This window comes from Pandoraea terrigena (assembly GCF_902459705.1).
Classification (GTDB): Bacteria; Pseudomonadota; Gammaproteobacteria; order Burkholderiales; family Burkholderiaceae; genus Pandoraea; species Pandoraea terrigena.
This window is the reverse complement of sequence record NZ_CABPRU010000003.1, coordinates 510,922-537,370: the sequence shown is the minus strand read 5'-3', so window position 1 is coordinate 537,370 and position 26,449 is coordinate 510,922. Positions and strand designations below refer to the sequence as shown.

The window sequence follows — 26,449 nt, the reverse complement described above, 5'->3', positions numbered from 1 at the left end:
GCCGGGCGGACGACGGCAAGGCGGCGGGGCATTCTCCGCCGTCTGGAAGCCTCGGCATCGGCTGGCCTGCCTGAAGCGCTAGAATTCTGCTTTCGCTTAATTCTTTTTCAGAGACAGGGCGGGTCGCCGTGTTTCGTCACCACGCCGCATGACGCAAGACAAGACACTCACCGCGCTGCTGTGGATCGTGGCGGCGGGCTTTTTCATGCAGGCGCTCGACACGACCATCGTCAACACGGCCCTGCCCGCCATGGCGGCGAGCCTCGGCGAGAACCCGCTGCGCATGCAGCCCGTGGTGGTCTCCTACTCCCTGACGATGGCCATGCTGACCCCGGCGTCGGGCTGGCTGGCCGACCGGTTCGGTACGCGCCGCATCTACTTCGTCGCGATCCTGTTGTTCGTGCTCGGCTCGATCTGCTGCGCGATGGCGCACACGATGTCGCAACTGGTGCTCGCGCGCGTGTTGCAGGGGGCGGGCGGTTCGATGCTCCTGCCGATCGGGCGCCTCGCGGTGCTGCGCACGTTCCCGGCAGGGCAGTACCTGGCGGCGCTCGCGTTCGTGTCGATTGCCGGACAGGTCGGTCCGATGATCGGTCCGGTGCTGGGCGGCTGGCTGGTGCAGGTGGCCTCCTGGCATTGGATTTTCCTGATCAACGTGCCAATCGGCATCGTCGGCAGCCTGGCCGTGCGGCACTACTTGCCGCGTCCGGCACGCGATGAGGTCATCGATGCCGACTTCGACTGGACGGGTTTCGCGCTGCTCTCGATGGCGATGGTGTCGTTCACGCTGGCGCTCGATCACCCGTTCTCCGACCGGGGATGGGGGGTGTCCGTGGGGCTGGCGCTGCTTTGCGTCGTCACCACGCTGGGCTATTGGCCGTATGCCCGGCGTCGCGCCGCGCCGCTGTTCCCGCTCGAACTCTTCGCGACGCGCAGTTTCCGGCTCGGGCTGCTGGGTAATCTGGTCGCGCGGATTGGCAGCAGCGCCGTGCCTTTCCTGTTGCCGCTGCTGCTTCAGGTGGCCATGGGGTACAGCCCGCTCGCGTCGGGCCTGATGATGTTGCCGGTCGCACTGGCTGGCGTAGTGGTCAAGCGCATGGTCACGCCATTGGTGCAGCGCTATGGCTACACGCGCTTTCTGATGGTCAACACGGCGGTGGTCGGTGGCGCCATCGCGAGCTTTGCGTTGTTCGGCCCGGGGTGGCCGATGTGGCTGGGGCTGGCGCAACTGGCGATCTTCGGCGGGGCGAACTCGATGCAGTTCGCCGCGATGAACAGCGTCACGCTCAAGGATCTCGGCACGCGTCGCGCGAGCGCGGGCAATGGTCTGTTCTCGATGGCGCAGATGCTGGCGCTGGGACTGGGCGTGACCATCGGTGGCCAGTTGCTGGCATTGTTCGGTCAATTGGCCGGGCAGGTGGGCGTGGGCGGCACGGTGGCGGGGTTTCGCCTGACCTTCGTGTGCGTCGGGTTGATAACGCTCGTGTCGGCGCTCATTTTCCGACGCGTGGAAGACCCGGCAGCGGGGGCCACCCAAGAGGGCGGCGAGACGCGACACACGTCGGCCACCGATCTCGGGCGTTGAGCACGCGGATGACGGCTTCACCCGCACACACTTCGAATCAGCCCGCGTCTTGACCTGCCCCCGAGGCCTGCATCAAGGACAACCGCAGCGTGACGACCGCCTAGACTGTGTTCAGCGCTCGCAGTGCGGCGTGGTGCCTTGCGCGCTCGCGGCAATGGCGTTGCCGATGCCGAGCGCCAGCCGGTCGGCGAGCTGGCGTTGCGCCGCGACAACCCCATCGATGCCGTCTGTGCCACCGTCGTCCCCCGAGGCGGGCGCGGTGCCCGCAAAGCGGCAAGTGACGACGACGTCGCCCGGTACCCTGCGAACGCTCCAGACCGCCGTGAGTGCCGCCTGCCCGCCCGGCACGGACTCGAAGCGCTGCACCGATGTCGAGACGCGGTAGACGGTGAGGCCGTCGGCCCGCGGCAGGCCATAGACGTCCATCGCCCCAAGGTGCTGCGTGAGGTTGCGCGAGATCGTCGACGTCAGCTCGGTCTTGAGCGGGGCGGCCCAGCGCGATTCCTCCAGAATGTCGACGCGGCCGCCGCCGCGCGTGACAACGAGTTGCGGCCGGTCGACCTGCTCGGGCACGGCGACTGGCGAGACTTCGATCGCATAGGGCGCGGTCGGCACGTTCGCGCCAGTCGTGGCGGGACTGCCCGCGCCGGCGGCGCCGGCGGCGTCGGTCAGCGTGTAGAAGCGCGCTGGCGGCGACGCACATCCGGCGAGCGTCAGGGCGAGGGTGACCAGCACGGCGCCGACCATCGGCATCGCCCGGCGGCGCTGGCTATGGGGCATTGGGGGCGGCATCGTCATGGTTGCGGGTCCTTGGGTTTGCCACGCAGCAATGCCTCGGGGTGCAGCTGCAGATACTCGGCGAGTGTACCCAGCGAGCGCAGGGTCTTGGTCAGTTCCTGCATGGCCTGACGAACGTCCTGTTGCACCGGAGCGTCTTCGGAGAGGGTGCGCTCGGCGGCGCCGAAGCTCTTCTTCGCCTCGCTCAGCGTGGCCTTCGCCTCCGGCGCGATCTCGCCGTCGAGCTGGCGGAACAGGCCCTGCGCGCTGTCGAGCGTCTTGTCGAGCTTGCGCAGCGACGCATCGAGGTTCTGGCCGATACTGTCGAACGGAATCTTGTCGAGCTTGGTCGCTATGTCGGCGATCTGGAGCTGCAACTGGTCGAGCGTGTTGGGCACGGTCGGCACGAGCACCACGTTGTCGACTTCCTCCGCCTTGGCGGGCTTGGCGTTCGGGAAGAAGTCGAGCGCCACGTACAACTGGCCCGTCAACAGATTGCCGGTACGCAACTGGCCGCGCAGACCGCGCGCGACGAGCGAATTCAGGATCTGGCGACTGGCGAGTTCGTTCGACGGCAGATTGTTCTTCGGGTCGCGGCGACGCAGGCGATCCGGATAGACTTCGACCGTCACCGGCATGCTGATCCGCTTGGTCGCCTGATCGAATTCCACGCCGATCGATGTGACTTCGCCCAGCGTAATACCGCGGAAATCCACCGGCGCGCCCACCGCCAGGCCGCGCAACGACTGCTGGAAGCGGAACACGACCGTCATCGGGTGCGTGTCGGGGGCCTTCATGGCCGTGGTTTCGTCGGGCGCCAGGCGGAATTCCTGGCCCGCCTTGGCCATCACGCCCGCGCCAGACTCGTTCGGCGCCTGGAACGCGATGCCGCCGATGACCACCGACGCCAGCGACTGCGTATTGACCTGGAAGCCGTTCGAATCGAGCCGCAGGTCGATGCCGCTCGCATGCCAGAAGCGCGTGTTGGAGCCGACGTACTGGTCGTAGGGCGCTTGGACGAACACGCGCAGCGTCACGCCCTTGCCATCCGGGTCGAGCGAGAAGGCTTCGACCTGACCGACCTGGATGCGGCGGTAATAGATCGGTGAGCCGATGTCGAGCGAGCCGATGTCCGCCGCATGCAGCACGAACGGCTTGCCCGGCTGGCCGCTGGAGACGACCGGCGGCACTTCGAGTCCCACGAAATGATTCGACGCGTCGTTCGACTTGCCGGCGTCGGCACCGATATAGGCGCCCGAGAGCAGCGTGGACAGGCCGGAGACGCTGCCGCCCGCCACGCGCGGACGCACCACCCACCAACGCGAGTCCTTGACCGCGAATCGCTTGGCATTCTCGGTCAGGTCGACGGTCACGCGCACATGCGACAGGTCTTCGGACAGCTCGATGTTCTTGACGGTGCCGATATCGACTTCCTTGTACTTCACCTTCGTCTTGCCGGCTTCGAGGCCTTCGGCCGTCTTGAAATCGATGACGACGCTCGGGCCCCGCTCGATGATTGCCTTGGCGACGAGCGACAGGCCGATCACGGCCGCCACCAGCGGGATCAGCCAGACGAGCGACGGTGCCCAGCGTTTGCGCGGCTCGATGACCGGCGTGGGCAGTTCGCCGGCACCGGGCGGCGGCGCCTTGGGGGCTTGCGGATCGTTCGGGTCAGTCATGATCGTCCTGTTCGGTATCGTCGTCGCGGATCTGATCCCAGATCAAGCGGGGGTCGAACTGCATCGAGGCGAGCATCGTGAGCACGACCACCGAGCCGAACGCCACGATGCCGGGACCGGCCTGGATCACGGCCAGCGACTGGATGTTCACGAGCGCGACCATCAGCGCGACGACGAAGACATCGAGCATCGACCAGCGGCCGATGAACTCGATCATGTGATAAAGCTTGGTGCGTTGATGCGGTTTCCAGCGCGCGCCGCGCTGCGCGGTGAGGCACAGCAGCGACAGCGCAATAAGCTTGAGCATCGGCACGAGAATGCTGGCCGTGAAGACGACGATGGCCAGATCGTACTCGCCGTTGATCCAGAAATAGATCACCCCGCTCATGATCGTGTCGCTGGAATTCCCGAGCAGCGAGCGCGTCTGCATCATGGGCAGGACGTTGGCGGGAATGTAAAGGATCGCGGCCGCGATCAGCAAGGCCCAGGTACGCGTGAGACTGTCGATCTTGCGCTGGTGCAGGATCGCGCCGCAGCGTGGGCAGCGCGCCGTCTCGAGCGTCTCGACGTGGCGTGAGAGCCGTCCGCATGCGGTGCACGCCACCAGTCCGGCGTCCTTGGCGGTGAGGTATTTCATCGCGGCACCGTCCGGGATGGCGAGGCGCTGGCCGCGTTGGCGTCCGATGTGTGGTCGATCACGAGCCAGAGATTGCGCAGGTCGTAAGACAGCACCATCGCCAGCAACACGGTGAGCGCCCCGAAGGCCCATAACGCAATGCCGGGCAACACGCTGGCCATGGACGAGAGTTTGACCAGCGACACCAGGACGCCGAGCATGAACACTTCGATCATGCCCCAGGGGCGGCAGAACTCGATGGCGCGCATCACGTGAAAGACGGCATACGGCCGTCGCCCGACCGAGAGCGGGCCAATCAGATGGACCAGCGCGAGCAATTGCGAGAGTGGCGAGAGCACCGTGGTGGTGAAGACCAGCAAGGCGACGAGCCACATGCCTTCGCGGTACAGGGCCCAGGCGGCGCCGATGAGCGTAGTACGCGTGTAGATGCCCTGCACCTCGATCTCGACGATGGGAAACGCGTTCGCGATGGCGAACACGATCAGGCAGGCCAGGGTAAGCGCCAGTACGCGCGACAGGCGCAGATCGGGGGCGCGGTAAAGCACCGAGTGACAGCGCACGCAGCGTGCCGCCTCGCGCGGGGGCACGTCCGTGCGACGGTGCAGCGTGTCGCAGTTGGGGCATGCCATCAGGTTTGTCACGTCATCTTCTGGGGGTAAGGTGTGCATGCCCGGGGGGACGGTGAGCAAAGTGACGCTCAGAATACCAAACTGTTGAGGAAGTTCCTGCGTTTTGCGCTGCGTCGCAGCATTCGGCATGGTTTGTGCTAAGTCACGGAAAACCATGAATCTTTGCTCTATACTCAACGGACTCCCGCAAAGTTCTTGAAAATTTGAGGAGATTTCCCCCATGCTGAATATGTCGAGGCGCCAGTTCCTGAAAGTGAGTGGCGCGACGTTGGCCGGGTCCAGCCTGGCAATGCTCGGGTTTGCACCTGACGCGGCGCTGGCGGAAGTCCGTCAGTTCAAGCTAGCGCGAGCGACGGAAACCCGTAACACCTGTCCGTACTGTTCCGTCGCCTGTGGCCTGCTCATGTATAGCTACGGCGACGGGGCGATGAACGCGCCGAAGAGCATTTTCCACATTGAAGGCGACCCCGACCACCCGATCAATCGCGGCACCTTGTGTCCGAAGGGGGCGAGCCTCATCGACTTCATCCACAGCCCGAACCGCCTGACATATCCGGAATACCGCAAGCCGGGGTCGGACAAGTGGGAGCGGATTTCCTGGGATGACGCGCTCGATCGCATCGCCAAGTTGATGAAGGACGATCGCGATGCCAATTTCGTCGAGAAAACGGACGATGGCCTGACGGTCAACCGCTGGGTCACGACGAGCATGTTGGCCGCGTCGGCCTCGAGCAACGAAGTCGGCTACATCACGCATAAAGTCATCCGCAGTACCGGGATGCTGGGATTCGACAACCAGGCACGTGTCTGACACGGCCCGACGGTGGCAGGTCTTGCCCCGACGTTTGGCCGTGGTGCGATGACGAACCATTGGGTCGACATCAAGAACGCGGATCTGGTCCTTATCATGGGCGGCAACGCCGCCGAGGCGCACCCGTGCGGTTTCAAATGGGTGACCGAGGCGAAGGCGCGCAACAACGCGCGCCTGATCGTGGTTGACCCGCGCTTCAATCGTTCGGCATCGGTCGCGGACGTCTACGCCCCGATCCGTTCCGGCACGGATATCGTCTTCCTCGGCGGGCTGATCAACTACCTGCTCACGAACGACAAGATCCAGCACGAATACGTCAAGAACTACACCGATTTCACCTTCCTCGTGAAAGACGAATTCGCGTTCGAAGACGGTATCTACTCGGGTTACAACGCCGAGAAGCGCACTTACGACCGCAGCACCTGGGACTACCAGAAGGGTGCGGACGGCTACGTCCTCACCGACGCGACGCTGCAGCACCCGCGCACGGTGTTCCAGTTGATGAAGCAGCACTACTCGCGCTATACCCTCGAGATGGTCGAGCGCGTGTGCGGCACGCCGGCCGACAAGGTCCATCAGGTCTACCAGTTGATCGCCGAGTGCTCCACGCCGACGCGCACGATGACGATCATGTACGCGCTGGGCTGGACACAGCACTCGATCGGCTCGCAGATGATCCGCACCGGTGCGATGGTGCAACTTCTGCTGGGCAATATCGGGGTGGCCGGTGGCGGCATGAACGCGCTGCGCGGCCACTCGAACATCCAGGGGCTGACCGATCTCGGACTGATGACCGACTTGCTGCCGGGGTACATGACGTTGCCCAAGCAGGCCGAGCAGACCGCCGAGCAGTACCTGGCGGCGCGCACCCAAAAGCCGCTGCGTCCGAACCAGCTCAGCTACTGGCAGAACTATCCGAAGTTCTACGCGAGCCTGATGAAGGCGTGGTGGGGTGACGCGGCCACGGCCGAAAACCACTGGGCCTACGACTACCTGCCCAAGCTCGACAAGCCCTACGACTTGCTCCAGGTGCTCGAGCTGATGAACCAGGGCAAGATGAACGGCTACCTCGCGCAGGGGTTCAACCCGCTCGCGGCGGCACCGGGCAAGTTCAAGTGGGATCAGGCGCTGGCCAAGCTCAAGTTCCTCGTCGTCATGGATCCGCTGGCGACGGAGACGTCGGAGTTCTGGCGGAACTTTGGCGAGCACAACAACGTGGATTCGAGCAAGATCCAGACGGAGGTGTTCCGCTTGCCGACGACCTGCTTCGCCGAGGAAGACGGCACGCTGGTCAACTCGGGGCGCTGGCTGCAATGGCACTGGAAGGGGGCCGAGCCGCCGGGCGAAGCACGCACGGACATTGACATCATGACCGGGCTGTTCCTGCGCCTGCGCGAGATGTACAAGACGCAGGGCGGCAAGTTCCCCGATCCGATCGTCAACCTGTCGTGGCCATACGCCCAGCCGGAGAGTCCGTCTCCCGAAGAACTCGCCAAGGAGTACAACGGCCGTGCGCTCAAGGACCTGGTCGATCCGAAGGACCCGACCAAGGTCACCCGCAAGGCCGGCGAGCAACTGGCGGGGTTTGCCGAACTGAAGGACGACGGCAGTACGTCGTCGGGCTGCTGGATCTTTGCCGGCGCGTGGACGCAGGCGGGTAATCAGATGGCACGCCGCGACAACAGCGATCCGACCGGCATCGGGCAGACGCTGAACTGGGCGTGGGCGTGGCCAGCGAACCGTCGCATTCTTTACAACCGCGCGTCGTCCGACCTCGCGGGCAAGCCGTTCAATCCGAAGCACAAGCTGGTGTGGTGGAACGGCAAGGCCTGGACCGGGGCGGACGTGCCGGACTTCAAGGTCGACGAGGATCCGGCGGCCGGCATGAGTCCATTCATCATGAACCCCGAGGGCGTGGCGCGCTTCTTCGCGAAGGGGGCTATGGCCGAGGGGCCGTTCCCCGAGCACTACGAGCCGTTCGAGACGCCGCTGGGGTACAACCCGCTGCACCCGAAGCAGCCGAAGGCCACGAACAATCCGGGCGCCCGCGTGTTCCCGGACGATCTGGCCGCGATGGGCACGGCCGACAAGTTCCCCTATGTGGCGACGACGTATCGACTGACCGAGCACTTCCACTACTGGACCAAGCACGCGCTGCTCAATTCGATCATCCAGCCAGAGCAGTTCGTCGAGATCGGCGAAGCACTCGCAAAGGAAATCGGTGTGGTGGCGGGCGACACGGTCAAGGTCTCGTCCAATCGCGGCTTCATCAAGGCCCGGGCGGTCGTGACCAAGCGCATTCGTGCGCTCAAGGTGGACGGCAAGACGATTCATCACGTGGGCATTCCGATTCACTGGGGCTTCAAGGGACTGACCAAACCCGGGTTCCTCGCGAACACGCTGACGCCGATCGTGGGCGACGCGAATTCGCAGACACCCGAGTTCAAGTCGTTCCTGGTGAAAGTCGAGAAGGCATAAGGGGGCGCCATGGCATTGCAATCACTGGATATCAAACGGCGCTCGGCCACCACGTTGCCGTCGCCCTCGGTGCGCGAGGCGCACACGGGGGACGTCGCCAAGCTGATCGATACGTCGAAATGCATCGGCTGCAAGGCGTGCCAGACGGCGTGCATGGAGTGGAACGACCTGCGCGACGAGGTGGGCACGAACGTCGGCGTGTACGACAACCCGGCGGACCTGACGGCCGACTCGTGGACGCTCATGCGCTTCACCGAGTACGAGAACCCGAAGGGCGATCTCGAGTGGCTGATCCGCAAGGATGGCTGCATGCATTGCGAGGACCCGGGCTGCCTGAAGGCGTGCCCGTCGCCAGGCGCCATCGTGCAATACGCCAACGGCATCGTCGACTTCCATGAAGAGGCGTGCATCGGCTGCGGGTACTGCATCACCGGATGCCCGTTCAACATCCCGCGCATCTCGCAGAAGGATCACAAGGCCTACAAGTGCACCTTGTGTTCCGACCGCGTGTCAGTCGGACTGGAACCGGCGTGCGTGAAGACGTGTCCGACCGGCGCGATCCTGTTCGGCACCAAGGACGCCATGAAGGACCAGGCGGCCGAGCGCATCGAAGACCTGAAGTCACGCGGTTTCGAGCACGCCGGGCTGTACGATCCGGCGGGCGTGGGCGGCACGCACGTGATGTATGTGCTCCATCATGCCGACAAGCCGTCGCTGTATCACGGCTTGCCGGACGATCCGCGGATCAGTCCGATGGTGGCATTCTGGAAGGGCATCGCTAAACCGCTGGGCGTCGCCGCCATGGCGCTGACGGCGCTCGCCGGGTTCTTCCACTACATCAAGACCGGTCCGAACGAGACGACCGAGGACGATGAGGCGGCCGCTCGCCGATACGATGCATCCCGCAAGGGCGACGGTTCCGACGGCCAGAAGGGCGTCGCCACGCACGAGGAGGTCTGACCATGTCGAACGAACGCAGTGATCGTCGGGCGGACAAGGACGATCTGATCGAGCGCTACAGCGCGGGGCAACGCATCAACCACTGGATTGTCGCGGGCACGTTCATTCTGCTGGCGCTCTCCGGGCTCGCGCTGTTCCATCCGTCGATGTTCTGGCTCGCCAATGTGTTCGGAGGCGGATCGTGGACGCGGATTTTGCATCCGTTTGTCGGCGTGTTGATGTTCGTTGCCTTTGCCTGTCTCGCCGTGCGGCTGGGCTGCTACAACAAGTTCGAGTCGCGCGACACGGAGTGGATGAAGAAGATCGGCGACGTGCTCGACAATCGCGAAGAGAATCTGCCGGAAGTCGGGCGCTACAACGCCGGACAGAAACTGCTTTTCTACGTGATGGTGTTGTGCATGATCGGGCTGCTGCTCTCGGGCGTCGTGATCTGGCGCGCCTACTTCTCGCTGTACTTCCCGATCGGGGTGATTCGCCTGGCATCAGACGTGCACGCGGTGTGTGCATTCGTGCTGATTTGCGGCATCATTACGCACATCTATGCAGCAATCTGGATCAAGGGTTCCGTGCGTGCGATGACGCGCGGTACCGTCACCCGCGGCTGGGCGTGGAAGCACCATCGCGCCTGGTACAAGCAGCTCAACAAATGAGTCCGGCCGTGGTGGCCGGGCGAGCTTACGAGGCCGGCTACCTTGCAACGCATCCTTGAACCCGGACAGATCGAGTCGCTCGATCGCACTGCCATTCCCCGTCTACGCATGCCGCAACGCGCCGAAGTGTTCTCGGCGCGCGCGGCGCGTCTGCGCCAACTGGCCGACGGCCACCCGCTAGGCGATTACCTCCGCTTCATGGCCTTGCTTGTCGACGCGCAACAGCGCGTGCTCGACACCTTTTCGGCGCAGCGTCCACCGGCCGAGTCGATCGAGCAAGCCCAACTGCACTGTATGCCGCTCGTGCCCGCGAGCGGTGGTTACGACGCCGGCCGGTGGCAGCCATTGCTCATGCAACTGCTCGATGCCGTGGCGGCACAGCCGGACCTGCCCGCGCCGGTGCGCGCTGTGCTCGCGCGCATTCGTGCCGCCAGTCCGGCCGCGCTCGACGCGGCAGCGCAAGCGTTGCTCGCCGGGCATGGCAAGGGGGTCGACGCGGCGAGCGCGCCGTTCCTGATGGCGGCGCTGCAAGTGCTGTGGACGGGCGTGGCAAGCCTGTTCGACGCGGGCGAAGTGCCGATGCTCGACGTCCCCAATGTCTGCCCCGTGTGCGGCACGCTGCCGGTGGCGAGTGTCGTTCGTATCGGTGGGGCGCATGAGGGCTACCGGTATCTCGCATGCGGGCTTTGCTCGACCGAATGGCACATGGTCCGCGTGAAGTGCACGCATTGCGAAGCGAGCCAGCATGTTGCGTACCACGTGCTTGACAAGACAGGGGACGCGGCGGCATCGGGTGCGGACCTGCGGGCAGTCCACGCCGAGGGGGGGGGCGCCAGGAGGGCCGACGGTCGTCCGGCGCTCGACGAGGCGGCCAAACGCGTCGCGTCGTCCCCGATCCGGGCGGAGTCATGCGACGACTGCCACAGCTATCGCAAGATCTTCTACCAGGACAAGGATCCGTTCGTGGAGCCGGTTGCCGACGATCTCGCGAGTCTCGCCCTCGACGTGTTGATGGGCGAGGCGGGTTATGCGCGCGCCAACGGTAATCCGTTGCTTTGGCAGAACGCCGAAATGGTCTAAGGGAATGCGGGGATGCGCATGGCCGAGCACGATCTTGGGTTGGCAGGGGCGGCGGATCTGCCGTCGCTCGACCGGCTGCTGGGGATGCCCGACTTTCGGGCGGTGTTGGCGGACTTCGGTCGTACACAGGTGACAGACGCGTTGCGTCATGATCTCGACGCGTGCCGCGCGGCGGCGCTGGCGGGCACGCTGACGCACGACACGCTGGCCCCGGCCGCCTTCGGGGCGCGGGTGACCCGCGCGCTGACTGAACGCAATCGGGCGACGCTGCGTCCGGTCTTCAATCTCACCGGCACGGTGCTGCATACGAATCTGGGGCGGGCGTTGCTGCCCGAGGTCGCCGTGGAAGCGGTCATGCAAGCGCTCACCGCGCCGGCCAACCTCGAATTCGATCTCGCGACGGGCGGACGCGGCGACCGCGACGACCTCGTCGCGCCCTTGCTGTGCGAATTGACGGGCGGCGAGGCGGCAACGGTGGTCAACAACAATGCGGCGGCGGTACTGCTGATGCTGGCAACGCTTGCCAAGCGTCGCGACGTCGTGGTCTCGCGCGGTGAGCTGGTGGAGATCGGCGGCGCGTTTCGCATTCCCGACATCATGACGCACGCGGGTGCGAAGCTCGTCGAAGTGGGCACGACCAATCGTACGCATGCGGCCGACTATCGCAATGCCATTGGCGAGAAGACGGCATTGCTGATGAAGGTCCATTGCAGCAACTACGTGGTCACGGGCTTCACGAAGCACGTCGACGTTGCGGAGGTCGTGCAGATTGCCAAGCCGCACGGCGTGCCGGTGGCGGTCGATCTCGGCAGCGGCACACTGACGCCGCTGGAGCGCTGGGGGTTGCCGCACGAGACCACCGTGCAGGAGACGATTGCCGCCGGGGCCGATCTCGTGACGTTCTCCGGCGACAAGCTGCTGGGCGGTCCGCAGGCGGGCATGATCGTGGGGCGCAGGGACCTCATCGCAAAGATCAAGAAGCATCCGCTCAAGCGAGCGCTGCGTGTGGGAAAGCTCACGCTCGCGGCACTGGAGCCGGTGCTGCGTCTGTATCGCGATCCCGATCATCTGACCGAGCGGCTCACCACGTTGCGCCTGCTCACCCGAACGCGCGCCGACATGATGGTGCAGGCGCAGCGCCTGGCCCTGGTGCTTGCGCAGTCGCTGGGCGATGCCTATACCGTGAGCGCCGCGCCGATGGTAAGCCAGATCGGCAGCGGTGCGTTGCCGGTCGAGCAGCTCCCGAGCTATGGTTTGGCGATCGTGCCTGCCGGAGGCGGCAAACGTGGCAGCGGCCGTGCGCTGGCGGCGCTCGAAGCCGCGCTGCGAGCGCTGCCATGTCCGGTGATCGGCCGGATTGCCGATCAGACACTGTGGCTCGATCTGCGTTGTCTCGAAGCGGCTGACGAAACACGTCTGGCGTTGCAATTCGCGGAGCTGCGCGCATGATCGTGGGTACCGCCGGTCACATCGACCACGGCAAGACGAGTCTCGTTCGCGCGTTGACGGGGGTCGACACCGATCGGCTTAAGGAAGAAAAGGCGCGCGGCATTTCCATCGAATTGGGTTACGCCTACACGCCGTTGCCGGATGGCGAGGTGTTGGGCTTCATCGATGTTCCCGGCCATGAGAAGCTGATCCACACGATGGCGGCCGGTGCTGTCGGCATTGATTTCGCGCTGCTCGTGATTGCGGCGGACGACGGCATCATGCCGCAGACGCGTGAGCATCTTGCCATTCTGTCGATGCTGGGTGTGGGACGTGGCGTGGTCGCTCTGTCGAAGGCGGATCGCGTCGATGCGGCGCGGCTGGCCACCGTGACGCAAGAGATTTCGCAATGGCTTGCGAACACGCCGTTCGCCCGGGCGGAGGTCGTGCCGGTGTCCGCGACGACACCGGGCGACGCGGGCGTGACGGTGCTGCGCGAGCGTCTGGCGCAGGCGGCGCAGGCATTGCACGCGTCCGGCAACGCGACGCGTCGCGAGGACGCGTTGTTTCGTCTCGCCGTCGATCGTGTCTTCACGCTGGCGGGCCATGGCACGGTCGTGACCGGCACAGCATTCGCTGGCACGGTGCGCGTGGGGGACAACCTCGTGGTGATGCCGCAGGGATTGCCGGTGCGGGTGCGCAGCGTGCATGCGCAGAACCGACCGGTGGACGCGGGCCGAGCCGGGGAGCGCTGCGCGCTGAATCTGGCGGGCGTTGAGCGTGACCAGCTTCGGCGGGGCAACTGGATCGTTGCGGCGGGATTGCCGGGGCCGTCGACGTATGTGGACGTCGAACTACATTGGCTGGAAGGCGGTGTGCCGCTTACGCAGTGGTTTCCGCTGCACGTGCATGTGGGCACGACGCATGCGCAGGCGCGCACGGTCTTGCTGGAAGGGGACACGCTGGCACCGGGTGGCACGATGCGTGTGCAATTGGTCTTCGATATGCCCGTGTGCACGATGCCGGGCGACCGCTTCATCGTGCGCAATCCGCAGGCGACGGCGACGGTCGGCGGCGGGCGCGTGCTCGACCCGGCGGCGCCGGCGCGCAAACGTCGCTCGGCGGCGCGATTGGCGTGGCTCGACGCCGTGGCGTGTGCTCTGGAGGGGGATGGGCTGGATGCGCTGCTTGCGCAGTCCGCGTTCGGTTTGACGAGTGCGCAAGTCGTGGCGCTCACGGGGTTGCCGGAGGGGCAATGGCAGTGGCCGGCGAGCGCGGTGGTGATGGCGGGGGCGGAGGGGGAATCGCTCGCGTTTTCGCCTCAGGCGTGGGACATCGTGCGCACGCGCGTGCTCGACGTACTGCGTGACTATCATGTGCGCCTGCCGGACGAACCGGGACTCGATGCCGCGCGGCTGGGCCGCATGACGTGGCCCGCGCTGGACGCACGGCATTGGCGCGTCATCGTGCAGGCGATGTTGCGCGATGGGGCGCTGGCGCGTACGGGGGCGTGGTGGCATCTGCCGACGCACCGCGTGGAAATGACGGACGAGGAGACGGCGTTGGCTGAAGCGCTGCTCCCGCTTGTGGTGCAGGGGCGTTTCGATCCACCTTGGGTGCGGGATATGGGCCGTGCGCTGAATGTGCCCGAAGCGCGGGTGCGTGCGGTATTGCGCAAGCTCGCGAGGCAAGGGCAGCTGCATCAGGTCGTCAAGGATCTGTTCTACGACGATGCGAGTGTCAACAGGCTGGCGGGCATGATCGCCGATGCGGGCGGCAAGGTGGAAGCCGGCGCGTTTCGCGATGCGACGGGCCTGGGGCGCAAGCGCGCGATCCAGATTCTGGAGTTCTTCGATCGTGCGGGATATACTCGCCGCGTTGGCGATTGGCATGTGCGGCGCCCCGGGGCGGAATGGGGCGCGGCGTAGGGAACTCGGGACGCCGAACTCACGCGGCATCAAGCGATGCCAGAGTCCTTGCATGACGATCGAACCAGTCACATTGCGTTGTCCGAAGGAAGGCATTCGTATCCGGTGATGCGGCCGGGCTTCAAACCCGGTTGGGGGCGTCAGCCGCTCCCAGGTCGGTTCGACTCCGGCTGCTTTCCGCCATTAAAGACTCCCGGCGATTCTCATAAATTCTGTGCGTTCACCCATAGGGTTGCCGTTTGGCCAGGCAGCCGTATTCTCGACAGTCCTCACGACCTGACGTCAAGCCGAGCACCGCGCCAATGGCCAGGCCGTAGATGGCCCCGGTGACGTCATAGGTCTCGCCGCCAGCCGATCAGTAGGACTTGTACGGCAGGAATTTGCCGGATAGCACCACGTTTACGCGGTCGCCCTTCGCGTCCGCCTGACGCTGAATGTCCATCGAGAAGTCGATTGCACTCATGATGCCGTCGCCGAATTCTTCGTGGATCAGTTCTTTGATGGTCGTGCCATAGACGTTCACCAGCTCATACCAGCGGTAGATCAGCGGGTCCGTCGGAACAGCCGTCGGCAGTGAGCCCTTATACGGAACGATCTGCAACCATGCGATGGCCTCGTCGGAAAGCTCGAAGATCTCGCCGACGACGGCAGCCTGCTCCTTGCTCAACTGCATTTGACCGAGGCATGCGGCAGTCGTCCACTCCTTGGCCATGCCGACTTTTTCCGCAACATCTGCCCACTTGAGGCCCTTGCGAACCTTCGCCGAGACGATCATCTCGGTAACCTGCGTGCGACTCGAAATCATGTGACTATCCTCAAAAAAACCACTGGAAAATTAGGCCGTATTGCCCATACGGAGCGCGCGGCCTTGGTCAAGCTCCGTAACGTTGTCCTGAGACAAACCTGGACGAACAATTTGCGTCGTTTGATGCATGTCACGACCGTGTTCGATATCCTGTTGAATCGTGGCAGAGCGTCTCACCAGAAAATCGATAAGATAGTTCCGAATCCGATAGAACTGGGGATCGTGGACAAGCGTCTCTCGCGTTCGCTCCCGTGGCATCGTGTTCACAACAATTTCTGCAAGGCGTGCTCGCGGCCCGTTACTCATCAAGAAGATTCGATCAGCAAGCAAGATCGCTTCGTCGACATCGTGCGTGATCATGAAAACGGTCTGATGAGTGGCCAGGCAGATGCGCAGAAGTTCATCCTGGATAACACCGCGCGTCAGCGCATCGAGTGCCCCGAACGGCTCGTCCATCAGAAGCATCTTTGGCGCGACGGAGAACGCACGAGCGATCCCCACGCGCTGGCGCATGCCACCCGATAACTCCGATGGCTTCTTGTCGATCGCGCGTGTGAGGCCGACCATATCGAGGAAGCGCATTGCGCACTCTTCGATCTGCTGACGCGTCCAATCCGGATTCCGGGAGCGAACTGCGAACTCGACGTTCTGCTTCGCGGTGAGCCAGGGTAGCAACGCATGACCTTGGAACACGACCCCGCGATCGAGGCTCGGACCTGCAATCTCCCTGCCGCCCATTACGGCACCGCCACCGCTCGCCTGCTCGAGCCCCCCGAGTACGTTCAGAATCGTGCTCTTTCCGCAGCCAGAGTGACCAATTACGCAAATGAACTCTCCACGATCAATCTTGAATGTCACGTCTTCGAAGACCGGCGGAAGATCAGCGCGATAACGCTTCGAGAGGTTGTCGACCTCAATGAAGGCACTACCGCTCGTGGCACGATTTTCATTACTCTGCATAGGTCACCTTCTTTTGCAGGCGGGCGAAAAGCTGATCAAGCAGCATCCCAACGACGCCGATGATGAGTACCGCAAACAGGACATTTGTCAGCGAAAGATTGTTCCACTGGTTCCATAGAAAATAGCCGACGCCCGTTCCGCCGACCAACATTTCAGCAGCCACGATGACAAGCCACGCAATCCCCATCGAGATGCGCATGCCGGTGATGATGGTCGGCGCAGCGGCGGGCAAGACAATCTGCACTGCCTTGCGTAACGGCGAGACTTCGAGGGTGCGGGCAACGTTTAGCCACTCACGTCTTACGTTCGCGACGCCGAACGCGGTGTTAATCAGCATCGGCCATAGCGAGCAGATGAAGATCACGAAGATCGCAGAGACAGAGGCGTCCTTGATCGTGTATAGCGCGATTGGCATCCACGCGAGCGGAGAGATCGGCTTCAGCAGCTGAATGAATGGATCAAAAGCGCGATATAGCAGTGGAGACATGCCAATCAAGAAGCCCAAAGGGATCGACACGATGACAGCGAGCAGATAGCCGCCAGCGACACGCAGAAGAGAATGCCCCAATTGAATGCCGATTCCTTTGTCATTGGGACCATGATCGTAAAATGGGTGCGCGAGGTTTTGCGCTGCGGCGGAAAAGAACTGTGCAGGTGTCGGGAAACCGTCGCTCTTCGGCTCCGACGATTGGTCGCCGGGCGTCTGCCCCATCAACTGTGCGTACTCTTTCTGCTCCGGTGTCATTGGCGCGTGCTGAGCCTGCTTCCCCGCCGTTGTCGCGAATTGCCAGCAAACGAGCAGAATCGCAACCATGGCGAGTGACACAAGTGCCGCTTGCAATCGAATTGAAGACTTCATCTCATATCCTTTGAATCAGGCCCGCCTGATCGCAAAACTTGCAAGGTATTTGGCCGGGTCGGCAGGGTCGTATTCACGGCCCATCACTGAGAATTTCCGCATGCCGCCAGCCAGCGCGTCGTGGTCGACTTCTTGCCCCAGTGCCTTCATTTGCGCACTCGCATCCGTAAGCAAGAACACCTTTTTAGCAAGGTCGTCGTAGGAAATTTGCTTCTTGATGTAGCCCCACCGCTGCATTTGCGTGAGCATCCAAGTGGCCATCGAGTACCACGGAAGCGGTTGAAAATCCGTTCGATCCGGCTGATCACGCACATGTCCAAGCCCATCGGCATAGTGGCCATTGAGCGCTTGTAGAATGACCGTTTCCGGCTGGTTCAGATAGTTCGGCGTCGAGATGGCGCGAGCAATCGCAGGACGGTTCTCCAACTTGTGAGCGCTCGCGGATGCCTTCAGCAATGCACGGTACAACGCCACGAATGTGTTCGGGTTCTTGTCAATGAAGTCCTGCGCTACACCGAACGCACAGCACGGGTGCCCGTTCCAAATGTCGCGCGACAAGATGTGAATGAAACCCACTTGGTCATACACAGCACGTTGATTGAAGGGATCCGGTCCGAGGAACCCGTCAATGTTGCCGGCCCTCAGATTGGCGATCATTTCCGCAGGCGGAGTCACACGGAGCTGAACATCACGGTCGGGGTCAAGTCCATGCTCTGCAAGGTAGTAGCGGAGCAGGAAGTTATGCATGGAATACTCGAACGGAATGGCGAACTTGAAGCCCTTCCAGTGCTTCGGGTCCCGGTTGTCCTTATGCTTCAGAGCCAACGTGATTGCCTGGCCATTGACGTTCTGAATGGCGGCAACTCGCATGGGCTGGGCGGCAGACGCAATCCCCATGGAAATAGCGAGCGGCATCGGTGCCAGGAAATGCGACGCGTCGAGCTCGTGATTAAGCATCTGATCTCGAACCAGCGCCCAACCGGCAGTCTTGATAAGCGAGACGTTGAGACCCTGTTCCCGATAGAAGCCCATGGGATCCGCCATGATCAGCGGTGTGGCGCAGTTGATCGGGATGAAACCTATCTTCAGGTCCTTCTTCTCCAGAGGACGCCTTTCTTCCGCCATCGCCTGAAGGTCGGCCAATGGGAGCACGCTGGCAATTGCGGCACGCGCGGCGTTGATGCCGACCGCACGCAGGAATCGCCGGCGCAGCGCGTCGTGGGGGAACAGCGCCCTGACAGCTGCCATTTCGAGGAAATGGCGCGACTGGACTTCCTCATCGTGCACTGGGCGGTGAGCTACAACGCCGCTGCGTGCATCGTGTTCGTCCTGGCTGGCGTGCATGCCACATGAGCAGCGCTCCAGCGAGTGGTCTGGGCTATACGGACGATACGGATTTTCATCTTTCATGTTCGACGCACCTGGTTTAAGCCGGACTCGGGTTAGCCGCCCTACGGGCAGCAAGGCATTCAAGCGACTAGCCGCTGCTCTGCGAAACCCGCTTCGATGCGGGCAATGACTCGACCATCGAGGCTCTGCTCAATCCGAATCTGACCATCTCGATCATCGGGAGCACCCCACGTACCATTGGCGTTCGGGACGCCGTGGAGAACGATGGGGAATGCCTTCGTTTTCAGGCGAATCAGCGGCGTGCTGTGAACATAGCCGACGTGCTCGCGGTTGAGCACGTGATGCGAAAGCGCCCCCGCTTGCCGCACGATCGGTTCGATGAATCGGCACGGCACGCCAGCAACGCTGATGCAATCGCCAATCGCATAAATGTCTTCGATGCTTGTCTGCATCGTGTGCGGATCGATAACGATGCCTCGATCAAACGCAAGCCCGGCCATTTTCGCGAGACGGGTCTCAGTGACGAGCCCTGTCGCAGCGACGACTTCATCAACGCAAATTTGCTCGCCGCTTTGCATTTGAATGTTCTTTTGGCCGTTTTCCGCTTTCTCGATCTTCTCGATGCGACGAACTCCCAAGAATCTGACACCTGCACCCTGTAGGCTCGTCAGAAGCTTGTCAGAGACGACCGCTGGAACCAGACTAGCCAACGGGCCGGGGTTGACATCGATAAGCGACACGGCATGGCCTGCACGCGAAAAATCGTCCGCGAGTTCGCACCCAATCATCCCCGCACCGACGATCGCAACGTTCTTTTTTGCGCCATCCAGGCGCGCCTGAATCCCCGACCATCCGGCCAAATCATTGACACGCCAACATAGCGAGGCCGGCATCTGCTCCGGTAGCGCCGGGCGCGCACCCTGCGCGATCACCAGCTTCGTATAGCGAATTGCGCCTCGCGTGGTCCGTACCTGTTTGATTGACGGAGAAATGCCGACGACAAACGTTTCTGTCATCAGACGCAGATTAAGGCGCCGAGCTGCATTGACGGCAGACTCCCGAACCAGATCGGCAGGCTTCAGGCCGCGCCCGAGCGCAACGGACAATTCCGGCTTGAGGTATCTGTCGCCGTTGCATGCGGTCACGAGAGTCATAGGTACAGCGGGGTCGAGCGCACGCAACGCCTCTGCTGCACTCCAACCGGCAATGCCACCGCCCACGATCACGACGCCGAGCTCACGTGACGGCGCAACGACCACTGCATCGTCCGAGCGTGCAGTGCACTCCAACGGTTCGTAAGGCTCAAAATCCGCTTTTACAACGCCACAGAGCGGACAAGCCCAGTCCTCCGGAATGTCCTCAAATCTCGTCCCTGGTTCAAGCCCGCTATCCGGATCGCCCAATTCCTCGTTGTAAATCAAGCCGCAGGCGCGGCAGAGGAATTGCCGCCACGGCAAATTCATCGGAGTGCTCATTCGGGGATCTCCTCTTTCGACAGACGAGCCATCTCCCAACGCAGGTGCTTGATGGCAGGCGTTACGATCGCGACGAACTGAGCCTCGCGAATACGGCGCTGCGGAGCAGCGCTCATAAGGTAGCCGCGCGCGCCCTGATGCATAAGCGCAGAATTCGCAGCACGTAGTGCCAGCTGCGCGCCTTGCACGCGTGCGTCCAGCACATGAAGTAGGTAGTCTTTGCTGTCGTCGTACGGCGTCTCCGCAAGCTTGGCGACGCGACTCTCCAACTCGTCGTACTCCGCCTGAAGCTCGGCCGGACCGTCTTCCAGAAATTGGTTGACGTGACCAAGTACTGGCTCGACTTCGCGGATAGAGTCGATACTGCCCTGTGCAATGCCAATTGCCATTCCGGCTTGCAGCAACACAAATACAGCGCGTATCTTCGCAATGAGAGGACGTGCAGGATCTGCAATCATTGCGGCGTCGCCGACAAAGTAGTTGTCGAGGCGCACGCCCCAGGTGCTGGTTCCTTCCATGCCCGAGAATTCCGGACATTGGCGCAATACGACCTCGGGCGTAAACTTCAGCAGGAACATAATCTCGTGCGACAGCGAGCCGTCGTCGCGGACCACGCCTGCCATGGCACCGCAATAATGTCCCGGCGCGATATGGCTCACCCACGGCAGTGCGCCGCTAACGTGATATCCGCCAGGCACCTTCACTGCGCGTAGCAGCATCTTTTCGATGCCGGCAATCGCTTTCATCGGATTCGAAAGCGCCGTACCCCCGAAGGTACGCCCCATCGTGTGATCATCGAGCAGTTCGCCAGTCAGCGCAGGATTACCGGATTGCTCCATGTAAAGCCCGCAGACGTCATGTGCCCATGTGAGAAATCCTGTTGATCCACAACGGCGACTCACAGCGCGCATAGCGTCCAGCGCCAGGCCAACCCGACGACCGCCTCGCTCGAGGTGCGCGCCGAATGCGCCTGCGGCGCCGAGCGACCCCATGATCTCGAGAGGGTAATGGCCGTCGTCAATGCGATGCGCGGCGTCTGCGAGCGGGCCATCGGAGATGGCCGTCACGTTTGCAATGACCTGGGAATCGGTCCACGTCGAATCGATCCGGTCGCCAGGAAATTCAACCGCTTTCATGATGCGATACTCCCGTTAATCAGTGTGAAGGAGCGTGCTGCGGCTTATTCCGCGAGCGCGATGCTCAACGGGACAGGATTGCGCATGGTGTTTGCAACGGGTGAGAAGTTATTGGCGTGCTTGACGATGTCGTCCAGTTCTTCGCGCGTGGCGTCGCCCTCGATGAGGACCTTCACACGAATTTCCTGGAAGCCCATTTGCACGGGTTGACGTTCGGCGCCACCGGCACCCCACGCGGCGGTATTGCCGATATCGGCTTCCAGGAAGATTTCGAGACGCGAAAGCTTGACTTGGCGGTAGGTGGCCACCGCCGTAATGCCGACGCTCAGGCAACCGCCCAGCGCCGACAGCGCGATCTCGCCCGGCGCAGGAACCGTGTTTTCACCGAAGAGATGGACCGGCTCATCCACGACGACCGGGTTGTGGGTGCCCACATAGCTCCACGAGCGGAACTGCCCCTGCATGACCGTATGGACCTTGTTGCTGCCCTTACGCTCGGGATTCTCACGGCCGGCGGCGGCAAACTTCAGAAGGCCTTCGCGGTCGATGGGGCGCAGGTAGGTGGTGACGGTTTCGGTACTCAAGGTAATTCTCCTGGTGACAGACGTGGCATAAGTGCCGGATGAGACGATCTGCGAGATCGCACATCTATCAATGCAACGATCGTGCCAGGACGACTGAAAACCTATAAGTTACTGTATTTATTATATTTTTTATGATCCACCACGACGCAAGCCCGACAGGCACCAAATTCCAAATTGTTTACAATGTCGACAATTCGTCGAACATTGTCAGTCGCATCTAGCTGCAAATTTTCTGCCAGCGATACGAAAATTGACGGGTCGTCAATCCGAGGAGTTGCGCTGCTCGCGACTTGTTCCCGCCAGCCGACCGCAATGCCTGACGCAGTTCATCTGCCGAATGTGAGTCGTTCGCCATGTACTGACGCACCCCTTCCGGAATTGGAATCCTCTGCAGCCGGGTCGACCTGGGAGTCTCAACCAGTGGCACCAGTTCAGTTGCGGGTAGAAACCGTTCAACATCTTCCGAATGGAGTATTGCCCTATCGGCGAGCAGCACGACGCGTTCGATGAAATTCGAAAGTTCGCGGATATTGCCAGGCCATTGATGATCCTCGAGCCTTGCGAGCGCATCAGGCGCGAGATTGACGTTGCGCTGGTTTGCCTGGTTTGCACGGCTGAGAAAATGCAATGCCAAAGCGCGAATGTCACCTTTGCGCTCGGCTAACGACGGCAGACGAATGGGAATAACGTTGAGTCTGTAGTAGAGATCCTGTCTGAACAGGCCGTTCGCAACATCTATTTCCAGGCTTCTGTTCGTCGCAGCCACAAGCCTGACGTCCACCTTGATTTCACGCTTCCCACCCAGCCGGGTTATCGTTCCCTCCTGCAACGTACGAAGCAGCTTTCCCTGCAACGTGAGAGGCAACTCACCAATTTCGTCAAGGAAGATCGTCCCCGAAGATGCCTGTTCAAAAAGCCCCTCTCGCACACCGGTTGCACCCGTGAACGCGCCCCGCTCGTAGCCAAACAATTCGGATTCGAAAAGCGAGTCGGGGATTGCTGCACAGTTCACCTTTATGAATGGCTTATCACTGCGTTGACCAGACAGGTGCAGCGCTCTGGCGAACAGCTCCTTGCCGGTACCTGAATCGCCGAGCAGCAGGACACTCGCCGACGCATCGGAGACTCGTTCCAGCTGCGAAATCGCTTTAAGCAGCGCAGGCGAAGTACCCACGATTCCGTACTTCGCGCTCTCATGCTCAAGCGCGTGCATCAACATCTCGTTCTGTTCTTCGAGTGCGCGAGTCTTTGCCTTCATCATCGAATCAAGATGAAGAAGGTGGCCAGCCAGTGTCGACAAGATCCGCAAAATAGACACGTCGCTCGATAGTGCACGATTGCGGACACGAATTCGATGGCACGCCAAGACGCCCACGCTGCGATCCTCAATTCGGATCGGTAGCGCGATAAACGAAACGGGCCCCGGCGGAAGGCGGTCACGTGTAACGGCCCGCGCAAGAAAGACATCGTCTCGATCGATGTCCTGTACGATAATCAGTTGGCCATGGCGCAGTACATGCCCCGTAATGCCTTCACCGACCTTGTAGCGCCCCCGCTCGATTTCGTCTGTCTTGAGGCCATACGCATACCGGATTTTGCAGCTGTCAGTCGCAGCATCGTCCAGAAGCACGATGCGCCCACGGTTCAGCCCGAGGAGCTCGGACATCAGATGGAGCGTTTCGCGAAGAATTACGTCCGGCGATAGCCCTTTGCCTACGAGGCTCATTATTTGTTGGAGAAGGAGCATCTCCTGCTCTCTCCAGAATGCAGGCGAATCGCTCTCACTATGCTGGGAATTCATCTGGCCACCCTCGGGATAACAGATCCCATCATAAGATCAACCCGGGCACAGAACATATTCGTCGGCCGAATTCGCCAGCGACGTATGTGATGGGCACCAATTCAATAGGGGAAGCAACGAGGCGAGGGCGCCTGGTTTGGGTGGAAAATGAAACCGGCAGGACTATGGCTCAATTTCCGGCAAGACGACGGGTAAACCTACACCTGTCACGCCATGTCGTTGCATGGCATCCGCCACGAAACCCTCGCGTTTCATGTCTTCCACGAACGTCGTTAGAAATGCCACAGCCGCCTCGCCGCGCGCACGATTTCCGCGGGCTTGAGTTCGCGCGTCAGGAACAGGGCATACGCGCTGCCTTTGCCGACGACAACGCGCGTGCGCGCCTGATCGACCTCGGCGTTGGTCTTCACCGGCGAGGTGTCGCGCACCAGGTAAAAGCCTTCGATGAGCAAGTACGGTGCCGTCAAACCGATCGCCGCGGCGCGTCATGGTCATGTTCGGGAAGTCAGGGGTTCGAGCATATCGGCAATCTTGCCGATGGCGTCGATGGTGCTGCGGAGATGGGCGTTCAGCGTACCGTGTGGGTCGTGATGATGGATCGCGCCACCGGGCGGATCATTTCGATGCGTCAGCTTACCCCGGCCTCGCGCGCCCGACGCTGAGGCTCGCCGAGGCGAATGGCCTCGGCGACCACGCTCAGCACCTCGGCGCCCGTATTCTCCGAGTGCGCTTTGAGCACCTCGCCCAAGTGCGGACGTCCGGCTTCGCGCAGGGCCGCCATGATCTGGTCGTGCTCTTCGTGCGATTCCTGCCAGCGGGAAAGATCCGCGTTCGCGGCACCGCGCGCGCGGTGGACCTTGCTCATCAACGTGGCATAGAGCGACGAGAGCACCGGGTTGCCCGCACCGTCCACGATCATCTGGTGGATCTGCTGGTTGATCCGGAAGTATTCCGTGCGCAGACCTTTGCCATGCGCGTCGAGCATCTGCTCGTGCTTCTTCTCGATCGCGGCCAGCGCACTGTCGGTCAATCGCTGTGACGCCAAGTCTCCCGCCATGCGCTCCAGGCCATGGAGAATCTCAAACGTCGCACGAAGCTCGTCGAGATCGAGTGGCGCAACCCGGTAGCCGATGTATTGCCGATGCAGCACCAGCCCCTCGGACACCAGCGTCTTGAGCGCTTCGCGCAGCGGTGTCTTCGACACGTCGAACAGTTCGCACAGCGCCTTCTCGTCGATACGCTCGCCCGGTGGCAGTTCGCCTTCTTCAATCATGACGCGCAAACGCGCCGTAATCTCGGCCGCCATACCTAACGTGCGGAGCTTGAGGGACTTCTGGAGGGGGAGGGTCACAGTCTCGTATGTATTTATCAGTGTCATAAATATCCTACCACGTAGGGAAATCCCTAGAGTTGATTTCAATAAAATCAATTATTTACCGATATTGTAATTACAGATTACAGATTCTATACTCGCTCTCAAGTCGCGACGAAAGGTATGTAAGTCATCTACTCTGGAGATTCACCATGCAGTCGACAGGCAGGGTTGCCGCTATGGCGGGCACGAAGAGCGCTGTGCGCTGGAAGATTTTTTTCTTGATGCTGTGTCTGATCTCGATCAACTACATCGATCGGGCGTCGTTGTCGGTGGCGATGCCGCTGATTTCTAAAGAGTTCGACCTCACGCCCGCGATGCAAGGGTTGATCCTGAGCGGATTCTTCTGGACGTATGCCGTCATGCAGATTCCGGGCGGCATGCTGGCTGACAAATACAAGCCACGCATCGTGATTGCGCTGGCCACGGTCTTCTGGGGCATCTTCCAGGCGGCCGCCGCCCTGTGCACGAATGCGACGTCACTACTGCTCACGCGCTTCGGACTCGGCGCGGCGGAAGCGCCGATCTATCCGGCGGGCGGCAAACTCAACGCCATCTGGATGACGCAGTACGAACGCGGCCGTGGCGCAACGCTGCTCGACGGCGGCGCGCCGCTGGGGGCCGCCCTCGGCGCCATCATCATCACCTGGCTCATCACGATGCTTGGCTCGTGGCGTCTGGCGTTCGTTATCGCGGGCGTTGGCACGGTGCTGGCCGGCTACGTCGCCTGGCGCTACATCCGCAACACCCCGCGCGAACACCCATCCGTCAACGACGATGAAGCGACCTACATCGAGCAAGCGCAGGCGAGCGAGCACCGCGCCGAACCGGCCAACCTCTCCGGACGCTCGCTGGACTTCTTCAAGTACCGCTCCGTGTGGTGCATGGCGCTGGGCTGGATGTGCTTCAACACGGTCTTCTACGGGCTGCTGACCTGGATGCCGAACTACCTCCACAAGGTGCACGGGTTCGACATCAAGCAGATGGGCGGCGCGAGCTTCATCATTTTCTTCTGCGGCTTTATCGGCGAGTTGTTCGGCGGCTGGGTCGGCGACAAATGGAAGGCCGCAGGCGGCTCGCCGAACAAGGTCATGCGCACGCTCTTCGGTATCGCTGCCGTTATCGCGACCGCGTCGATCTTCTCCGTGGCCTATGTGAAGAGCGATGTCGTGACCGTGGTGCTGCTGTCCTCGACGCTCTTCTTCCTTCGCTGGTGCGGCCTGTACTGGTGCATTCCGTCCATTCTCGGTACGCGTAACAAGGTGGGGTTCCTCGGCGGGGTGATGAATCTCGGCGGCAACATCGGGGGCATCAGTGTTCCGCTGATTGTCGGCTTGATCGTGCAGACCACCGGTTCGTATTTCCTTGCCCTGATGTTCTTCGCGGCCGCCGGTGTGGGGCTGTTCATCTGCTCGACGCTGATCGACTACGAACGCAAGCTTCCGGTCTGATTCGCGGACCCACG

The 26,449-nt window shown here is 62.2% G+C and carries 21 protein-coding genes, 1 tRNA gene and 1 pseudogene; 9 read left to right on the top strand and 14 right to left on the bottom strand.

The genetic code is table 11. The features are described 5' to 3' along the window. Positions 1–148: 148 nt before the first annotated feature. Positions 149–1,585 carry a multidrug transporter subunit MdtD gene (mdtD, locus tag PTE31013_RS10070; RefSeq protein ID WP_150612651.1) on the top strand — a complete coding sequence of 479 codons (1,437 nt, stop codon included), beginning with the start codon at positions 149–151 and terminating at the stop codon, positions 1,583–1,585. Positions 1,586–1,696: 111 nt separating this feature from the next. Here mdtD and PTE31013_RS10065 read toward each other — a convergent pair whose 3' ends face one another. From PTE31013_RS10065 to PTE31013_RS10050, 4 genes are read right to left on the bottom strand one after another with little or no spacing between them, the layout of a single operon-like run. After that, entirely contained in the window at positions 1,697–2,383 is a 687-nt protein-coding gene (locus PTE31013_RS10065) for a PqiC family protein (protein ID WP_150612650.1), read from the bottom strand. Then, entirely contained in the window at positions 2,380–4,041 is a 1,662-nt protein-coding gene (locus PTE31013_RS10060) for a PqiB family protein (protein ID WP_150612649.1), read from the bottom strand. Before PTE31013_RS10060 ends, PTE31013_RS10065 begins: the two co-directional genes overlap by 4 nt. After that, positions 4,034–4,678: a paraquat-inducible protein A gene (locus PTE31013_RS10055; RefSeq protein WP_150612648.1), complete on the bottom strand. Its 645-nt coding sequence runs from the start codon at positions 4,676–4,678 to the stop codon at positions 4,034–4,036. Before PTE31013_RS10055 ends, PTE31013_RS10060 begins: the two co-directional genes overlap by 8 nt. After that, the gene (locus PTE31013_RS10050; RefSeq protein WP_246174242.1) at positions 4,675–5,319 is read right to left on the bottom strand and encodes a paraquat-inducible protein A; all 645 of its coding nucleotides are present in this window, start codon (positions 5,317–5,319) and stop codon (positions 4,675–4,677) included. The genes PTE31013_RS10055 and PTE31013_RS10050 overlap by 4 nt, the downstream gene beginning before the upstream one ends. Positions 5,320–5,527: 208 nt before the next feature. On the opposite strand from PTE31013_RS10050, the gene fdnG reads away from it, so the two are divergent. The 7 genes from fdnG (at position 5,528) to PTE31013_RS10015 (ending at position 14,825) form a co-directional block, all read left to right on the top strand. Continuing rightward, positions 5,528–8,596: a formate dehydrogenase-N subunit alpha gene (gene fdnG / locus PTE31013_RS10045; RefSeq protein WP_150612647.1), complete on the top strand. Its 3,069-nt coding sequence runs from the start codon at positions 5,528–5,530 to the stop codon at positions 8,594–8,596. 9 nt (positions 8,597–8,605) lie between these two features. Beyond that, positions 8,606–9,556 carry a formate dehydrogenase subunit beta gene (fdxH, locus tag PTE31013_RS10040; protein ID WP_150612646.1) on the top strand — a complete coding sequence of 317 codons (951 nt, stop codon included), beginning with the start codon at positions 8,606–8,608 and terminating at the stop codon, positions 9,554–9,556. Between the two features lie 2 nt (positions 9,557–9,558). Further along, positions 9,559–10,206 (top strand): formate dehydrogenase subunit gamma, encoded by a 648-nt coding sequence (locus PTE31013_RS10035; protein ID WP_150612645.1) that lies wholly within the window; start codon positions 9,559–9,561, stop codon positions 10,204–10,206. Between the two features lie 51 nt (positions 10,207–10,257). Beyond that, the gene (gene fdhE / locus PTE31013_RS10030) at positions 10,258–11,286 is read left to right on the top strand and encodes a formate dehydrogenase accessory protein FdhE (protein ID WP_150612700.1); all 1,029 of its coding nucleotides are present in this window, start codon (positions 10,258–10,260) and stop codon (positions 11,284–11,286) included. Between the two features lie 18 nt (positions 11,287–11,304). Beyond that, positions 11,305–12,735, top strand: a complete 1,431-nt coding sequence (gene selA / locus PTE31013_RS10025) for an L-seryl-tRNA(Sec) selenium transferase (protein ID WP_150612644.1) — start codon at positions 11,305–11,307, stop codon at positions 12,733–12,735. Continuing rightward, positions 12,732–14,642 carry a selenocysteine-specific translation elongation factor gene (selB, locus tag PTE31013_RS10020; RefSeq protein WP_150612643.1) on the top strand — a complete coding sequence of 637 codons (1,911 nt, stop codon included), beginning with the start codon at positions 12,732–12,734 and terminating at the stop codon, positions 14,640–14,642. The genes selA and selB overlap by 4 nt, the downstream gene beginning before the upstream one ends. Before the next feature lie 87 nt (positions 14,643–14,729). After that, positions 14,730–14,825, top strand: a tRNA-Sec gene (locus tag PTE31013_RS10015). Between the two features lie 172 nt (positions 14,826–14,997). Here PTE31013_RS10015 and cynS read toward each other — a convergent pair. From cynS to PTE31013_RS09965, 10 genes and pseudogenes are all read right to left on the bottom strand, one after another. Then, positions 14,998–15,447 carry a cyanase gene (gene cynS / locus PTE31013_RS10010; protein WP_150612642.1) on the bottom strand — a complete coding sequence of 150 codons (450 nt, stop codon included), beginning with the start codon at positions 15,445–15,447 and terminating at the stop codon, positions 14,998–15,000. A 30-nt stretch (positions 15,448–15,477) separates the two neighbouring features. After that, positions 15,478–16,407, bottom strand: a complete 930-nt coding sequence (locus PTE31013_RS10005) for an ABC transporter ATP-binding protein (protein WP_150612641.1) — start codon at positions 16,405–16,407, stop codon at positions 15,478–15,480. Next, entirely contained in the window at positions 16,397–17,266 is an 870-nt protein-coding gene (ntrB, locus tag PTE31013_RS10000) for a nitrate ABC transporter permease (RefSeq protein WP_150612640.1), read from the bottom strand. The genes PTE31013_RS10005 and ntrB overlap by 11 nt, the downstream gene beginning before the upstream one ends. 15 nt (positions 17,267–17,281) lie before the next feature. Further along, complete coding sequence (locus PTE31013_RS09995; RefSeq protein ID WP_150612639.1) at positions 17,282–18,676, bottom strand: CmpA/NrtA family ABC transporter substrate-binding protein; 1,395 nt, start codon at positions 18,674–18,676, stop codon at positions 17,282–17,284. Between the two features lie 59 nt (positions 18,677–18,735). Beyond that, on the bottom strand, positions 18,736–20,091 hold the full coding sequence (locus PTE31013_RS09990; protein WP_150612638.1) for an FAD-dependent oxidoreductase: 1,356 nt from the start codon (positions 20,089–20,091) through the stop codon (positions 18,736–18,738). Further along, on the bottom strand, positions 20,088–21,227 hold the full coding sequence (locus tag PTE31013_RS09985) for an acyl-CoA dehydrogenase family protein (RefSeq protein ID WP_150612637.1): 1,140 nt from the start codon (positions 21,225–21,227) through the stop codon (positions 20,088–20,090). The genes PTE31013_RS09990 and PTE31013_RS09985 overlap by 4 nt, the downstream gene beginning before the upstream one ends. Before the next feature lie 44 nt (positions 21,228–21,271). Beyond that, positions 21,272–21,811 (bottom strand): OsmC family protein, encoded by a 540-nt coding sequence (locus PTE31013_RS09980; RefSeq protein WP_150612636.1) that lies wholly within the window; start codon positions 21,809–21,811, stop codon positions 21,272–21,274. Between the two features lie 217 nt (positions 21,812–22,028). Continuing rightward, complete coding sequence (locus PTE31013_RS09975) at positions 22,029–23,558, bottom strand: sigma-54 interaction domain-containing protein (protein ID WP_217426220.1); 1,530 nt, start codon at positions 23,556–23,558, stop codon at positions 22,029–22,031. A 216-nt stretch (positions 23,559–23,774) separates the two neighbouring features. Beyond that, positions 23,775–24,097: pseudogene (locus PTE31013_RS09970) on the bottom strand (type 2 periplasmic-binding domain-containing protein); the annotation flags it as partial. A 143-nt stretch (positions 24,098–24,240) separates the two neighbouring features. After that, on the bottom strand, positions 24,241–24,918 hold the full coding sequence (locus PTE31013_RS09965) for a GntR family transcriptional regulator (protein WP_246174264.1): 678 nt from the start codon (positions 24,916–24,918) through the stop codon (positions 24,241–24,243). A 218-nt stretch (positions 24,919–25,136) separates the two neighbouring features. On the opposite strand from PTE31013_RS09965, the gene PTE31013_RS09960 reads away from it, so the two are divergent. Beyond that, positions 25,137–26,435, top strand: a complete 1,299-nt coding sequence (locus PTE31013_RS09960; protein WP_150612633.1) for an MFS transporter — start codon at positions 25,137–25,139, stop codon at positions 26,433–26,435. Positions 26,436–26,449: the final 14 nt, after the last annotated feature.

What these genes read in the sequence shown, in the direction of transcription:
- PTE31013_RS10035 (WP_150612645.1), top strand. Translation starts at nt 9,559, where the DNA reads ATGTCGAACGAACGCAGTGATCGTCGGGCGGACAAGGACGATCTGATC.
- cynS (WP_150612642.1), bottom strand. Translation starts at nt 15,447, where the DNA reads ATGATTTCGAGTCGCACGCAGGTTACCGAGATGATCGTCTCGGCGAAG.
- selB (WP_150612643.1), top strand. Translation starts at nt 12,732, where the DNA reads ATGATCGTGGGTACCGCCGGTCACATCGACCACGGCAAGACGAGTCTC.
- PTE31013_RS09960 (WP_150612633.1), top strand. Translation starts at nt 25,137, where the DNA reads ATGCAGTCGACAGGCAGGGTTGCCGCTATGGCGGGCACGAAGAGCGCT.
- PTE31013_RS10005 (WP_150612641.1), bottom strand. Translation starts at nt 16,407, where the DNA reads ATGCAGAGTAATGAAAATCGTGCCACGAGCGGTAGTGCCTTCATTGAG.
- PTE31013_RS09990 (WP_150612638.1), bottom strand. Translation starts at nt 20,091, where the DNA reads ATGAGCACTCCGATGAATTTGCCGTGGCGGCAATTCCTCTGCCGCGCC.
- fdxH (WP_150612646.1), top strand. Translation starts at nt 8,606, where the DNA reads ATGGCATTGCAATCACTGGATATCAAACGGCGCTCGGCCACCACGTTG.
- mdtD (WP_150612651.1), top strand. Translation starts at nt 149, where the DNA reads ATGACGCAAGACAAGACACTCACCGCGCTGCTGTGGATCGTGGCGGCG.
- PTE31013_RS09975 (WP_217426220.1), bottom strand. Translation starts at nt 23,558, where the DNA reads ATGCTCCTTCTCCAACAAATAATGAGCCTCGTAGGCAAAGGGCTATCG.
- ntrB (WP_150612640.1), bottom strand. Translation starts at nt 17,266, where the DNA reads ATGAAGTCTTCAATTCGATTGCAAGCGGCACTTGTGTCACTCGCCATG.
- PTE31013_RS10060 (WP_150612649.1), bottom strand. Translation starts at nt 4,041, where the DNA reads ATGACTGACCCGAACGATCCGCAAGCCCCCAAGGCGCCGCCGCCCGGT.
- PTE31013_RS09965 (WP_246174264.1), bottom strand. Translation starts at nt 24,918, where the DNA reads ATGGCGGCCGAGATTACGGCGCGTTTGCGCGTCATGATTGAAGAAGGC.
- PTE31013_RS09995 (WP_150612639.1), bottom strand. Translation starts at nt 18,676, where the DNA reads ATGAAAGATGAAAATCCGTATCGTCCGTATAGCCCAGACCACTCGCTG.
- PTE31013_RS09985 (WP_150612637.1), bottom strand. Translation starts at nt 21,227, where the DNA reads ATGAAAGCGGTTGAATTTCCTGGCGACCGGATCGATTCGACGTGGACC.
- PTE31013_RS10065 (WP_150612650.1), bottom strand. Translation starts at nt 2,383, where the DNA reads ATGACGATGCCGCCCCCAATGCCCCATAGCCAGCGCCGCCGGGCGATG.
- selA (WP_150612644.1), top strand. Translation starts at nt 11,305, where the DNA reads ATGGCCGAGCACGATCTTGGGTTGGCAGGGGCGGCGGATCTGCCGTCG.
- PTE31013_RS10055 (WP_150612648.1), bottom strand. Translation starts at nt 4,678, where the DNA reads ATGAAATACCTCACCGCCAAGGACGCCGGACTGGTGGCGTGCACCGCA.